The following is a 13,568-nucleotide window of genomic DNA, read 5'->3' as shown; positions in this document are numbered from 1 at the left end:
TTCTACTAAAAATTGTTAACACTCAAAGCTATCAAGGATGAAAGATGAATTCTTAAAATTTATCCTTGATCCTAAATTTTGAGATTAAGCTCCTCTGTTAAGAGCAGCTTCAATCTGCTGAAATTCTGACTCAAGACGCTTTTTCAATTTTTCAGGAACGGGACGGTTTGGATAGGAACTGTAATGTCCTGCCAAAGAGTTTAATGCCGTCCGCATTGTCGTGAAAGAGGCCAGCTTGGTAAGAGCAGGATCGCGGCGGTAGGCAGCAAAAAAATCGTTGATACTTGTGCGAGCAGCGGCTTGGGCGGCTGCTTTTTCCGGCGCGCCCTCTGGCAAAGTGAGCGCTGTTCTCAAGCTCTTCACTAATGCTAATGTGTCTTGGCCATAATCTCCACTCAGAGTGGCCGGAACATTGGTACAGCCCGCTACGCCGATGACAACAACTAATACCAGGGCTAACAGACGGGAAATGTAATGCTTCATAAGGTTTAGAAAAATGGAAGCGAAAGCGGCAATCAAAATTAACCTTTATCCTATCTCGAATTGAGCTAATAATGCCAATTTATCATTTTTTTGTAGCCTTACCATGAAACAGAAGATTTGTCAATCTAAAATCTAAAATCTAAAATCGATTGATTTGTCCAGCAACGACGGAGAGAATTTGGGTTTGTCGCAGCCACTGAGCATCAAAAGCGCCTAGGTGAGTTGTAGTAATCAGAGTTTGAAATCGTTCTTGAATTGTTTCTAAAAGTTGATTTTGACGGCTCAGATCGAGTTCTGCAAGTACGTCGTCGAGCAACAATAAAGGCGCTTCACCGACGACTTCTTCAATAAGCTGCAATTCGGCTAATTTTAATGCTAATACCAGAGTTCGCTGCTGGCCTTGGGATGCGTATTGACGAGCTGGGGTATTGTTAATTGTAAATGTAATGTCGTCGCGGTGGGGGCCGACTAAAGTGGTTCCTTGAAACTGTTCTGCGATCGCCCTTTTTTGAATTTTCTCTAAAAATGCTTGTCGCACTCCTTCAAGATTATCTTTAGCGATTAATTCCGGGCCTACTTCAATATTAGCATCGTATTTCACATCTAAAACTTCTGCTGAACCGCTAATTGAACGGTGCCAATTTCGAGCTAAAGGCATCAAACGCTCCAAAACTCGATCGCGCCTGCGGATGACGCGAGCCCCCGCTGTCGCCAACTGCGCGTCCCACAAAGCTAATTCTGAACTGGGAATGGGGGATTGGGCATTGGGCATCTTGCCCTGAGCGAAGTCGAAGGGTGGGCATTGGGCATTGGACATTGGGAATTCTGCGATATTTTGGTCTTCGGGAGTTTCAGATCCGATAAATCGCATTTTGTCAAAACTGTCGGAAAATTCGGCTTTCCTGGTTGCTTTAGAACGTTTCAATAGAGCGTTTCGCTGGCGCAAAATTTGGTTGTACTGCTGCAAAATGTGAGCGTAAATCGGTTCTAATTGGATGACTAAGCGATCGATCCAATTGCGCCTTCCTTCGGGCCCGCCGCGCACTAAGTCCAAATCCAAACAAGAAAATTGCACTACATTTAAGACGCTCAAAAAGTCTAAATGGCGGCGCAGCGGTTCACCGTTGAGCTTTAGTGTTCGACGCGCCTGGGATCGCAAAGTTAAAGATAGGTCGATCGCTCCGGTTTGACGTTCGAGTGTAGCATCTATTTGGGCGATCGGCTTTGAGTCGAGTATTAAATCACGATCGCGCGATACTCTGTGGCTTTTTAATGTGGAAAGCAACTCTACCGCTTCTAACAAGTTAGATTTTCCTTGAGCATTATTTCCTACTAAAATAGTTTTGGGAGCGTCAAACGCCACCTTTTGATCGAAGTAGTTCCGAAACTGCCGTAAGTACAGCGTTTTCAAATACATAATATAATGACTGTTGACTGTTGACTGTTGACTGTTGACTGTTGACTGTTGACGTGGGTTATTGATAATCACCCTGCCAGAAAAATCTTTATTTTTCTTTTTATTTTTAAAACATAGTTTTTTCAGTCCTCATAGCGAGGACTTTTGCTTTTAGGTAGGGGTTAAAAACCCCTGCGGGATATCTTGCGGATGTTTAGAAGAGGGCGGAATTAGAGCCATTTAATGAATAATGAAACAACGCTCATTATCCGTCAGCCGTTAACACTATTTTCGAGATTTGTAAAAGCGCACAAACAGTTTTTCCATCTCGATCCACACAAACATCAGAGCGCTGAAACCGAAGCAAACCAGCAATTCAAAAGCCGACAAATAGTGAGTACCGAAAAAAGCTCTCAGCGGCGGAACGTAAATCAGCATCAATTGTAAAGCAGTAGTAACAATCACAGCTCCCCAAACAAAAAGATTAGTGAAGGGGCTTAACTCGATAGTTAGCTGAGTGTTAGACCGAATTGCGATCGCGTGACCCATTTGTGCCAAACAAAGAGTTGTAAACACCATTGTTTTCCAAGCCTCGGGATCTCCAACATGGTTAGGGTTGGTGGTATATCCGTAAGCCCAGGACATCATTGCGATCGTCAAAATTGCAAAAATAATCCCGATGCGAATGATGTAAGAACCCAAACCCCGCGCAAAAATACTTTCTCGCGGACTGAAAGGAGGCTTTTTCATCACGTTCGGTTCCCCTGGTTCCACAGCCAAGGCCAAAGCGGGAACGCCGTCTGTTACTAAGTTCATCCACAAAATTTGGAGCGGCGTCAGTGGCACTCCTCCCAAACCCATTAAAGGTGCGGCCGCAATTGTCAAAACTTCGCCGATGTTACTGCCCAAAATGTATTTAATAAAGCGGCGAATATTGCTATAAACCACTCGCCCTTCTTCAGCGGCGGCGACAATAGTTGCGAAGTTGTCGTCGAGGAGCACCATATCGCTAGCTTCTTTGCTGACATCGGTGCCGGTAATTCCCATTGCGATGCCGATATCGGCTTGTTTCAAGGCGGGGGCGTCGTTAACTCCGTCGCCGGTCATTGCGACAAATTTGCCCCAACTTTGCAAAGCTTGGACAATCCGCAATTTGTGTTCGGGGGAAACGCGGGCGTAAACGCTAACTTGTTCGACTTGCTGTTTGAGTTCTTCTTGGCTGAGCTTTTCTAATTCTTGACCGGTGAGAACTCGATCGCCTTCTTTAGCAATACCTAAATCGTAGGCGATCGCTTTTGCTGTCAACTGGTGGTCTCCTGTAATCATCACCACCCGAATGCCCGCATCGCGGCACTTCACCACTGCTTCCCGCACTTCCGGGCGTGGGGCGTCGAGCATACTGACGAGTCCCAGCCAAATCATGTCTTGTTCGCTGGTTTCCTCAGAACCTTCGGATGGCAGGTTTTCCCAGATTTTGTACCCAAATCCGAGGACTCGCAAACCGGCGCTTGCCATGTTGTTGTTTTCGACGAGGATGCGATCGCGCATTTCCTGGGTTAAAGGTTGTACTCGATCGCCGACTATAATGCCTTGGCAGCGCTCCAAAGTCAACTCTGGAGAACCTTTGGTAAACATCAAATAATTCGACTGCTGTCCGTTTTCGCAGGGAAATCCCGAATGTGGAGATCGGCCGGGGACTTCGCAAATCACGCTCATCCGCTTGCGTTCGGAAGAAAAAGGAAATTCCGCCGTGCGTTGCAGCAATTGACACTGTTTTTCCTTATAAATGCCTGCTTTTCCCGCTAAAGACAGCAGAGCTCCTTCTGTGGGGTCGCCCAAAATCTTCCATTCTTGCTGTTCGTGCTGCAATACTGCGTCGTTGCAAACGGCACAGGCAATTAATAAAGATTCGAGTTCTGGATATTCCTCTAAATTATTAATTTTGGCCGATGTCAGGCGATCGGTAAAATCTCCGATCGGGGCATAACCGGATCCTGCGACGGCGACTGTGCAGTCGCCCGTAGAGACTAGCTGAACTACCATTTTATTTTGAGTCAGGGTACCTGTTTTGTCAGAACAAATGGTAGTAACCGATCCCAAAGTTTCTACGGCCGGCAGTTTGCGAATCAGGGCGTTTCGCTTCACCATCCGCCTAGTTCCGAGTGCCAGAGTAACTGTCACGACTGCTGCGAGTCCTTCGGGAACCACAGCCACAGCCATGCTGAGAGAAACTTCTAACAACTCTTCAAACCTGCTGGTATCGAACCCGATGCCGCCGTTTTGGAAGGTAATCATGCCGCCGATGACGACAATTGCGACTAAGGCTAGGGATCCGGAGACTAGAACATTTCCCAACTGGCTCATCCGCTGTTGCAGGGGAGTCGGTTCGGTTTCTACTGACTGAAGCATGGTGGCAATTTTGCCCAGTTCAGTTTTCATTCCGGTGTTGGTGACGATCGCCTTTGCTCGTCCCTGAACAACTTCTGTGCCCTGAAAAATCAGGTTGAGTCGATCGCCCAAGGAAGCATCTTCGGTCAGTTCTAGATCAGCTTGCTTTGTAGCTGCGATCGCTTCTCCCGTCAAAGCAGATTCTCTGACTTGCAGATTTGATGTTTCGATCAAGCGTGCGTCTGCTGCTATTTTTACCCCAGCCTCCAACAGCATTACATCTCCGGGTACGAGTTCCTTGGCTGCTATTTCCGAAGTTTTGCCGTCCCGCAGGACTCTGACTAGGGGGGAAGCGAGGTTTTTGAGGGCTGCGAGGGCTTTTTCAGCACTTTGCTCTTGGAAATAGCCGAGAATGCCGTTGAGTATGACGATCGCAAAAATGGCGATCGCATCTTTGGGAAAAGTATTCGACCGAATGTCCAAAAAACCCGAAATCACGGCCACACCCATCAGCATCAACAACATGATGTTGGTGAACTGATCGACAAAAATCGACCACGGACTGCGGCCTCCTGTTTCTTCGAGTTCGTTGGGGCCGTATTGCTGCAAGCGTTCTGACACCTGTTGGCTGCTCAAGCCAGCGTCTTTGTTGCTGCTTAGCTGCTTGAGAGTTTGGTCAATTGCTACGGTGTGCCAAGAAGAGGGAGAAGTTGAAGACATAAATTACGATCGAGCATGGGGCATAAAGGTGGTTGCGGCCGGACAGCTACAGCCGATCCATCTGGCTGATTACAGTGAGAGAGTTTTAAGTTTTGAGTTCTGAATAAAAAACTGTTTAACTTGGGACTGGTTTTGGGCGGTTCGATGCCGGGGAAGCACAAAGCTTTTAACTTCAATGCGTCTGGTGGCTCGATCGCGCCGTTTGTAGACCTACCGCTGATAGCACTTATCCACCTTACTACTAAAAATTAGCAATTATTTCGGCTATTACACAGAAAAGAAGCTGAAAGCAAAAGTGACTTTAGTGCCCGGATGCAAGCGTGCGCGGCAGGTTAAAAGCTACCTTAAAAAAAACATAATAAAACGCTCGTATCCGAACCCATCTATTCCCCATTTTTTAAAAAATGGCGCTGCGTTGACAGGTCTGGGCCTATGTTGGTTTTCTCACCCTCCACAATGCTCAGCTTCCCACACGCTTGCGTGGGACTAGCCTGTGGGAAGCAAAATATATATATTAAGAAAGTTTTTTTGCAACCGCTGCAGGGGACAGAGTAGATGCTTGGTCTTGAGTCAAGTCCAAGGACTCCCCATGATACAAGAGAATTCCCGCGTTATGAAAGACCGGGCCCGGTCTTTCAACTTCCAAAGGCTGAGTTTTGTCGCTAAATGCTGATATTTCCGGCAAAAGCTGAGGCTGTGGCGAGGGGGTTCACAATCTTTTGGATTTTGCCCACACCCAATTCTGCCGCCATCCTGACATTGGGCAGAATTTTTGCTTTTTTCCCTATTCCCCCAGCCTTCTTTTACCAAAACTTTAATTTGCTTAACTATTCTTAACAATTCGCTTTTCCGTGGGAAAGCCAACACAGGCGATCGGGCCACGGGAATGTTCGGCTCGGTTCTACCGCCCCTGCAGGGGCTATTGAAGCAAAGTTTTATTTTTTGGGCAACCCCGCATCTACCGCAGGAAGGAGATTTGCCCGCACTTCTCCTCCCCGTTATTTACCTTCTTAGAGAAATAACTGTCTGTAATAATTTGTAATAAACAAAGACGGGCGAGCGTTGTATAAAGATTATCAGAGGGTTGAAACGACAGGCCAAAGTTAACAAAAACACTGATTGACAAGGTTTGTCGCATCTCATAAAAGATGTAAAAAATTCTAAGGTTTCTTAAATGTCCGTTACGATGTAACAATAGTGCAGGTAGCGGAAAGGGAAAACTCGATCGGACCAGCAGATTAGCTGGCATCAAATTTCAACCCTTGCAGGCACTCGTAGCCTGAACAAATTTAACTTAACGGTTTTATACCGCAACCAAACTCAATTAACTCAAGTAGGAGAGTTCTTTCATGTTTGACGCATTTACAAAAGTGGTTTCCCAATCTGACGCTCGGGGCGAATTTCTAGCTCAGGGTCAACTCGATGCTCTCAGCAGCATGGTTTCCGACGCCAACAAGCGGATTGACGCAGTAAACCGCATCACCGGCAACGCATCCAGCATCGTAGCCAATGCAGCTCGCACCCTGTTTGCCGAACAGCCACAACTGATCGCTCCTGGTGGCAACGCATACACCAACCGCCGCATGGCAGCTTGCTTGCGCGATATGGAAATCATCTTGCGCTATGTCACCTATGCAACATTTGCAGGCGACGCCAGCGTTTTGGACGATCGCTGCTTGAACGGTTTGCGCGAAACATACCAAGCTCTGGGAGTTCCCGGTGGCTCAGTTGCAGCCGGCGTGCAAAAAATGAAGGAAGCAGCAATCGCGATCGCTAACGACCCCAACGGCGTTACCCGTGGTGATTGCAACTCGCTAATGTCTGAAATCGGCAGCTACTTCGACCGCGCAGCTAGTGCAGTCGGCTAAAAATAGCCAAGCGAACCTTTCTTGTAAAGAAGCGAGCATCGCATTTTTGCAAACAATCATTTTTGTACAAAAACAACACAACATTAGGGAGAAACCAGAACAATGAAAACCCCTTTGACTGAAGCAGTAACAGCAGCCGATTCTCAAGGTCGTTTCCTGAGCAGCACTGAACTACAAGTTGCCTTCGGCCGTTTCCGCCAAGCAGCAGCAGGTTTGGAAGCAGCCAAGGCTTTGACCGCCAACTCTCAGCGCTTGATCGACGGTGCAGCTCAAGCTGTGTACAACAAATTCCCGTACACCCAACAAATGCAAGGCCCGAACTACGCTTCTACCCCAACAGGTAAAGCCAAGTGCTCTCGCGACATCGGCTACTACCTGCGGATGGTAACCTACTGCTTAGTTGCAGGCGGCACCGGTCCGATGGACGAGTACCTGATTGCAGGTGTTGACGAAATCAACCGGACATTTGAATTGTCTCCTAGCTGGTACGTTGAAGCTCTCAAGTACATCAAAGCCAACCACGGTCTGAGTGGCGACGCTGCAACTGAAGCGACTTCCTACATCGACTACGCAATCAACGCTCTGAGCTAGATTTGCGTGATGCCCGGGATTGTAAGCTGCTGTTAGCTTAAGTGTTAGCGGTTGTTTACAATTCCGGGCATCTGCGATCAAAGCCTAGTTTTGCAAATACTTTTTTAAGCAGTTTTCAATTTTTAAAGCAAAAAAGGGAGAAGCGAAAATGGCGGGATTAGGTGCAGCAGAACGCTTGGGAATAAAAGCATTTGAAGAAGCGGGACGGGTAGAACTGCGTCCACACTGGACGCAAGACGATGCGAAAGCAGTAATTCGCGCTGCTTACAGCCAAGTTTTCGGCAACGAGTATTTAATGTCGAGCGAACGACTTACCAGTGCTGAATCTCTGCTGCTGCAAGGGCAGATTTCAGTGAAAGATTTTGTGCGGTCAATTGCACATTCCGAAACTTATCGGAAAAAGTTTTTTTATCCGAACTCGCAAACGCGGTTAATTGAGCTTAATTACAAGCATTTGTTGGGCCGCGCTCCTTACGACGAGTCGGAAATTGCTTTCCACGTTGATTTGTACAATGCAGAAGGCTACGAAGCTGAAATCAATTCTTACATTGACTCAGTTGAGTATCAAGAAAATTTTGGCGAAAGTATAGTGCCTTACTATCGCGGTTTCGCGACTCAAAGAGGTCAAAAAACCGTCGGTTTTAACCGGATGTTTCAACTGTACCGGGGTTTTGCTTCTAGCGATCGATCGCAAAACCAAACCCAAGCCCGTCTGACTTGGGAAGTAGCGAGAAATATGGCTTCGCCGATATACACGGCCTCCATCGGAAAAGCCCTAGGCGGCACATCCGGCGGTTCTCGTGGTCAACTCTACCGAGTCACCGCAATGCAAGGGTCGGCTAATTTTTCGCCCCAAGTGCGGCGGACTACTACCGAATATCTTGTGCCTTACGAGCAACTTTCGAGCCGCTTGCAGCAAATCAACAAACGTGGCGGCAAAGTGGTAAGTATTACCACAGCTTAAAGTTTGTAAAGACGTTTTTTTGAAACGTCTTTAGCAAATTAGGACTAAGGCTAAAAAATTTTCAATTTTATGTGTATAGGTAAGGTGTGCAGTGCACACCCTACTTTGAGGCATATTATCCTTAGTCCTAAAAATTTCAAGTGCAACCAAGCATTAAACTTTTGTCATTAATAATTTAGGAGAAAATCTGGTGGCGATTACAACAGCAGCGTCCAGACTAGGAACATCCGCATTGAGCGATGCGCCGAAGGTAGAATTGCGCCCGAACTACACCAAAGACGACGTTGAAACGGTGATTCGTGCCGTTTACCGTCAGGTGCTGGGCAACGACTATTTAATGAAATCCGAGCGACTTACAAGTTCCGAGTCTTTGCTGCGGGACGGCAGTTTGAGTGTACGAGAATTTGTACGCGCTGTAGCTAAGTCAGAACTGTACAAAACCAAGTTTTTTTACAACAGTTTCCAAACTAGGACGATCGAACTAAACTACAAACACTTGCTCGGTCGTGCTCCCTACGACGAATCTGAAGTAGTTGAGCACTTAGATTTGTACCAAACACAAGGCTACGACGCTGATATTGATTCTTACATCGATTCAGTAGAGTATCAAGAAAACTTTGGCGATAGTACCGTCCCTTACTACCGCGGCTTTAACACCCAGCGTGGTCAAAAAACCGTTGGTTTTACCCGGATGTTCCGGTTGTATCGTGGCTATGCAAACAGCGATACATCTCAACTAGAAGGCAATAACTCTCGCTTAGCTGTCGAACTCGGCACTAACACCGCTACGGCTGTAGTTGGGCCTTCTGGCGGTAACGAAGGTTGGGCTTATCGGCCTTCTGCCAGAAACGTAACTCCCAGCAGCACTTTCGGCGGCGCTGCAGCTTACGGCAAAGAAGGACGGCTGGTGCGCGTGGAAGTTTCGGGCATTCGCACGGGCGGCTATCCCAGCGTGCGCCGCAGCAGCAAGGCTTTCATCGTACCTGTTGAGGAGTTGTCCTCGCAAATGCAGAAATTTCAACGCATGGGCGCGAAAATCGCCAGCATTACTCCAATTTAGTAAGTTGGCAGTTGGCAGTTGGCAGTTGGCAGTTGGCAGTTACTAGCTTTTAGTCAACAGTCAACAGTCAACAGTCAACAGTCAACAGTCAGAATTACCAATTACCAAGAAGCTTATGTTGGGTCAAATTGTAGCTGGAAAAAGTGGCAATACAGCTTCCGCAGGTCGCTGTTTTCGGTACGAAGTTGTTGGCTTGCGCCAAAGCGATGATACAGAAAATATTGATTATTCGATTCGATCGAGCGCGAGTACATTTATCACCGTGCCGTACAATCGGATGAATCAAGAAATGCAGCGGATTACTCGCATGGGCGGGAAAATTGTGAGCATTCAGCCTTTAAGTGCGAGTGCAGAATCATCCCATGAATCATCGGGTGAACACGAATAGTTTGGTTGCAGGGGCGATGAAAATCGCTCCTACACAAACAAAGTTCGTTAGAACTCACATCTTGCACGATGCTCAATAAGCCTTTTATGAACAGGCAAGATGCCTGTTCCACAAGAAATTAATTCTTTGTGGAACAGGCATCTTGCCTGTTGCTGACAATGGTGCAAGATGTGAGTTAGAACGGGCGATTTCAATCGCCGAGTTTCCCCAACCCGCCTAAGAGCGGGTTTCGTCTGTGTAGTAGCGATTGAAATCGCCGAGTTTCCTAATAACTAATAACTAATGACTATGGATTATTACGAATCCGACTCACCGCCGGCGGGTGTAGCTGAGGGCGAGTCTTTAACAGTAGAACAGGCGATCGCAAATTTGCACTCCCAAGATTACAGTCTCCGGTATTATGCTGCTTGGTGGGTGGGCAGATTTCGAGTCAAGGAACCGGCAGCTATTGCAGCTTTAATTGCTGCCCTACAAGAAGAGTCAGAACAAACAAAAATCGGCGACTATTCCCTATTACGAAATGCGGCGCGGGCTCTGGGTAAATTGGGCGACAAACAAGCCTTACCAGCGCTGACTCACTGTTTGGAATGCGCCGATTATTACGTGCGGGAAGCGGCGGCTCAAGCTCTCGAAATGCTGGGCGATCGCGATTCTATTGATCCGCTAATGAAAGTCTTAGATGGGGGCGTAGCTGCGGCGGTGCGAGTGCCTGGAAAAGCGCATCTAGTGCAGCCTTACGACTCGGTAATTGAAGCTTTGGGAACGCTGGAAGCGACAGAAGCAATACCGCTAATTTCACCTTTTTTAGAACATTCTGTGGAGCGGGTGCAGTACGCTGCGGCGCGGGCGATGTATCAGTTAACTGGTGAGCGGGTTTACGGAGAGCGGTTGGTAAGTGCTTTGAATGGGGATAATTTGCAGTTGAGGCGATCGGCTTTGATGGACTTGGGGGCGATCGGCTATTTGCCGTCAGCACCAGCTATTGCTGAAACTTTAGCAGAAAATAGCATGAAATTGATTGCCCTCAAAGGAGTTTTGGAGCATCACCTAAATCAACAAACATCTCTATCTTTGTCCGATGAAGCTATCCAAGTGATGAACTTAATGGATAGTTTACTTTAACAAAAATTAGTTCGCAACTGCAATAGGATTGCTTTAGCGATTCTCAATTGTCTGCCATATATTCAGGACACAGCAGATTCAGGAAACAGCACTGCTGTGTCCTTACCGCCTATCTGTATTTCAGGGAGTTGAGAACTGCTATTTTCTCGCTTTTCTCCGGGTGAACTGGTGGCTGATGATTTGATAAAATGAGGGATGAGGCTTTAAGTATTAATTTTCATGAGTTTTGAGTAAAAATATTGAGGGTAGTACCTGTTATGAAGCATCAAGATTTTTGTGAAGAATTTGCATTTCTCCTGGTTAAGTATAAAGCAACTCATAAAGCGAAGCAATATGGGGGAGTCCCTCTTTCTAGTATATGTTGTACGTTGAGAGGACTTCTGAATATGCGTACTGAAGGAGTGAACCTGACTTCAGAGGAACATCTTTTTCTAAAAGAATGGGGATGGACAATGGATCTTTCTCCCTCCAATCCTCTTTATCAAATCATTAATAAATTTGACTCGGGTGAGAAACTGAGTGTAAAAGAAAGGATAGTTTTGGAACAAGAGCAACAACAAGTAAAGATTATTGGGGAACGAGAGCATCAACGAGAGGAACGAGAGCATCAACGAGAGGAACGAGAGCATCAACGAGAGGAACGAGAGCATCAACGAAAGCAACAAGAACAAATAAAACAAGAGAGGCATTTGTCTGAACTAGCGAGAAAATACCGAGTTAGTAGCTCGGATTTAACGATAAATTCTCTTTATGACCTTATTTGCAAAATTGACAGTGGAAATCCACTGAGTGATTCAGAGATGGAATGGATGAAATCGAGGCGGTTTTATGAACCGATAAAGATTTATCGGCAAATACAGCACTTTGCTTTACTAAAGGCTAAGTACCAAGCAACTGAATATCCAGATTGTTCGCTTGATAGCCCTTTGTATCAAATCCTCAAGCAACTCGATGCAGGAGAAATATTCAGTGATGTAGAGGCTAACTGGCTTGTCAACAACCAACTGATTGATACTTTAGAAATTTTTGGGCAACAAAAAGCTGGACGGGAAGCTGAATTTGCCCAACTCAAGGATAAGTATAAAGCTAGTGAATACGCAGAAACATCTGTCTCTAGTCCACTCTATAAAATCCTGAAAAACCTGGATGCAGATATACAGTTGAGTGAGTCAGAACTTAACTGGCTAGAAGAGAATCAACTTAGCGAAACGCTTAGCATTGTTTTGGAGATTGAACAAAAACGACACTTTTCCGAACTGAAAGTTAAGTATAAAGCTACTACTTATGAGGATTCATCCCTCTCTAGCCATCTTTATAAAGTTCTCAAAAAAATTGATTTAGAAAATCAGCTAGGTGAGCATGATGTTAACTTTCTGAAAAAACGTAAACTGACTGAGACAATTACTCTGGCGCTTGACAAATTTGCTGCTAGTCTCAAGTCCAAAATTAAATCTGGAGAGCCGTTGAGTGAGGCTGATTTTGATTGGATCAAACAGCATGGACGTGATGATGTAATTACTTTTGCTATTGAAAACTATGTTGCTAGTCTGAAATCCAAAATCCAATCTGGAGAGCCGTTGAGTGAGGCTGATTTTGATTGGATCAAACAGAATAAACGTGAAGACATAATTACTTTTGCCGAAAAAAATAGATTTGCTGCTCTGAAGTCTAAGTATGAAGTCTCGGACTATAAAGATCAGACACCTTCTAATCCATTGTACGCAATTCTGCAAAAACTGGATAAAGGAGAGCGACTGGAACCAACAGATGTTGCTTGGCTTGAGGAGAATAAACTTGAAGCATCTCAACCGAGCAATAGCTATTATGGGTGGCAGGAAGAACACCGATATCAAGGGCAGAGACTGTTCTCTGGCAAGATTTTTACAGCTTACCACAAAATCGAAGCACTTTTCTATGAACAGGAGTACAAGAATACTGGAAATAAATGGAAGTTGCCTAATGCTAGCAGTCATTGGCGCAAGGCAGGGCAACCGAGAAGTGCATTGAAGCTGACTGAAAATCTGGAGTTCGACAAAATAAAAGAAAATAAGCTCAAGTCAGCTTTGTTAACAACGAGGGGCGGTGCTTTTCGAGATATTGATAAATTAGATGATGCACAAAAGTGCGCGATCAAAGCTATTGAGTATCAGCCTCAGAGTCATCATCCTTACACTTTGATGGGAGCTATTTGTTTTGAGCGGGGTCAATTTTTAGAGGGTGAGCGTTGGTTTAACGAGGCAATTAAACGCGGTGCTTCACCCAGAGATCAGGATGCGGAAATGAAGCGGGTTGTCAAAAATGCTAAGGATGAGAAGCGTCGGGAAGTTGTGGAATATTTGCTGAAAAAAGATCCGCAGCGCTATGCTTGGGCTAAGGCTTATAGGAAGCGCCAAGACGGTGAGGATGCACAGCGCAAGAATTCCTAGCGCAGGTATGGAGTCGAGTTTTTGGCGGATTCGACTCTTTAACGAAGATTGTCCTATTTCGAGTATGGTAAGCTTTCCAAGTCGATCGCCGCGCCTCACCGACGCTGCAAAAAGTTCGATCGCGCGATCGACCCAACCTACAATTACAATGATCACGGTAGA

At 46.0% G+C, this 13,568-nt stretch carries 10 protein-coding genes; 7 read left to right on the top strand and 3 right to left on the bottom strand.

The window, feature by feature from the left end; genetic code table 11:
* Positions 1 to 84: 84 nt before the first annotated feature.
* The 3 genes from psb27 to QUA58_RS00570 all read right to left on the bottom strand — a co-directional run bounded on the left by psb27 (position 85) and on the right by QUA58_RS00570 (position 4,987).
* The gene (psb27, locus tag QUA58_RS00580; protein WP_006631261.1) at positions 85 to 483 is read right to left on the bottom strand and encodes a photosystem II protein Psb27; all 399 of its coding nucleotides are present in this window, start codon (positions 481 to 483) and stop codon (positions 85 to 87) included.
* A gap of 139 nt (positions 484 to 622) precedes the next feature.
* On the bottom strand, positions 623 to 1,900 hold the full coding sequence (locus tag QUA58_RS00575) for a DNA replication/repair protein RecF (RefSeq protein WP_333392664.1): 1,278 nt from the start codon (positions 1,898 to 1,900) through the stop codon (positions 623 to 625).
* A 264-nt stretch (positions 1,901 to 2,164) separates the two neighbouring features.
* The gene (locus QUA58_RS00570; RefSeq protein ID WP_333392630.1) at positions 2,165 to 4,987 is read right to left on the bottom strand and encodes a cation-translocating P-type ATPase; all 2,823 of its coding nucleotides are present in this window, start codon (positions 4,985 to 4,987) and stop codon (positions 2,165 to 2,167) included.
* Positions 4,988 to 6,336: 1,349 nt separating this feature from the next.
* Here QUA58_RS00570 and QUA58_RS00565 point away from each other — a divergent pair.
* The 7 genes from QUA58_RS00565 to QUA58_RS00535 all read left to right on the top strand — a co-directional run bounded on the left by QUA58_RS00565 (position 6,337) and on the right by QUA58_RS00535 (position 13,406).
* Positions 6,337 to 6,855, top strand: coding sequence for a phycocyanin subunit beta (locus QUA58_RS00565; protein WP_333252152.1), 519 nt, complete (start codon positions 6,337 to 6,339; stop codon positions 6,853 to 6,855).
* 102 nt (positions 6,856 to 6,957) lie between these two features.
* The gene (gene cpcA, locus QUA58_RS00560; protein WP_333252153.1) at positions 6,958 to 7,446 is read left to right on the top strand and encodes a phycocyanin subunit alpha; all 489 of its coding nucleotides are present in this window, start codon (positions 6,958 to 6,960) and stop codon (positions 7,444 to 7,446) included.
* 148 nt (positions 7,447 to 7,594) lie between these two features.
* Positions 7,595 to 8,410 (top strand): phycobilisome linker polypeptide, encoded by an 816-nt coding sequence (locus tag QUA58_RS00555; RefSeq protein WP_333252154.1) that lies wholly within the window; start codon positions 7,595 to 7,597, stop codon positions 8,408 to 8,410.
* A gap of 190 nt (positions 8,411 to 8,600) precedes the next feature.
* Positions 8,601 to 9,470, top strand: coding sequence for a phycobilisome linker polypeptide (locus tag QUA58_RS00550; protein WP_333252155.1), 870 nt, complete (start codon positions 8,601 to 8,603; stop codon positions 9,468 to 9,470).
* 115 nt (positions 9,471 to 9,585) lie between these two features.
* Positions 9,586 to 9,858: a phycobilisome linker polypeptide gene (locus QUA58_RS00545; RefSeq protein WP_333392629.1), complete on the top strand. Its 273-nt coding sequence runs from the start codon at positions 9,586 to 9,588 to the stop codon at positions 9,856 to 9,858.
* 282 nt (positions 9,859 to 10,140) lie between these two features.
* A complete protein-coding gene (locus QUA58_RS00540) occupies positions 10,141 to 10,980 on the top strand; it encodes a HEAT repeat domain-containing protein (protein WP_333392628.1) in 840 nt (279 codons plus the stop codon).
* Between the two features lie 257 nt (positions 10,981 to 11,237).
* Entirely contained in the window at positions 11,238 to 13,406 is a 2,169-nt protein-coding gene (locus QUA58_RS00535; RefSeq protein WP_333392627.1) for a hypothetical protein, read from the top strand.
* Positions 13,407 to 13,568: the final 162 nt, after the last annotated feature.

Source organism: Microcoleus sp. N9_A1, assembly GCF_036701795.1.
Classification (GTDB): domain Bacteria; phylum Cyanobacteriota; class Cyanobacteriia; order Cyanobacteriales; family Microcoleaceae; genus Microcoleus.
This window is presented reverse-complemented; position numbering and strand designations above follow the sequence as displayed.

What these genes read in the sequence shown, in the direction of transcription:
- QUA58_RS00570 (WP_333392630.1), bottom strand. Translation starts at nt 4,987, where the DNA reads ATGTCTTCAACTTCTCCCTCTTCTTGGCACACCGTAGCAATTGACCAA.
- QUA58_RS00535 (WP_333392627.1), top strand. Translation starts at nt 11,238, where the DNA reads ATGAAGCATCAAGATTTTTGTGAAGAATTTGCATTTCTCCTGGTTAAG.
- QUA58_RS00565 (WP_333252152.1), top strand. Translation starts at nt 6,337, where the DNA reads ATGTTTGACGCATTTACAAAAGTGGTTTCCCAATCTGACGCTCGGGGC.
- psb27 (WP_006631261.1), bottom strand. Translation starts at nt 483, where the DNA reads ATGAAGCATTACATTTCCCGTCTGTTAGCCCTGGTATTAGTTGTTGTC.
- QUA58_RS00555 (WP_333252154.1), top strand. Translation starts at nt 7,595, where the DNA reads ATGGCGGGATTAGGTGCAGCAGAACGCTTGGGAATAAAAGCATTTGAA.
- QUA58_RS00575 (WP_333392664.1), bottom strand. Translation starts at nt 1,900, where the DNA reads ATGTATTTGAAAACGCTGTACTTACGGCAGTTTCGGAACTACTTCGAT.
- QUA58_RS00545 (WP_333392629.1), top strand. Translation starts at nt 9,586, where the DNA reads ATGTTGGGTCAAATTGTAGCTGGAAAAAGTGGCAATACAGCTTCCGCA.
- cpcA (WP_333252153.1), top strand. Translation starts at nt 6,958, where the DNA reads ATGAAAACCCCTTTGACTGAAGCAGTAACAGCAGCCGATTCTCAAGGT.
- QUA58_RS00540 (WP_333392628.1), top strand. Translation starts at nt 10,141, where the DNA reads ATGACTATGGATTATTACGAATCCGACTCACCGCCGGCGGGTGTAGCT.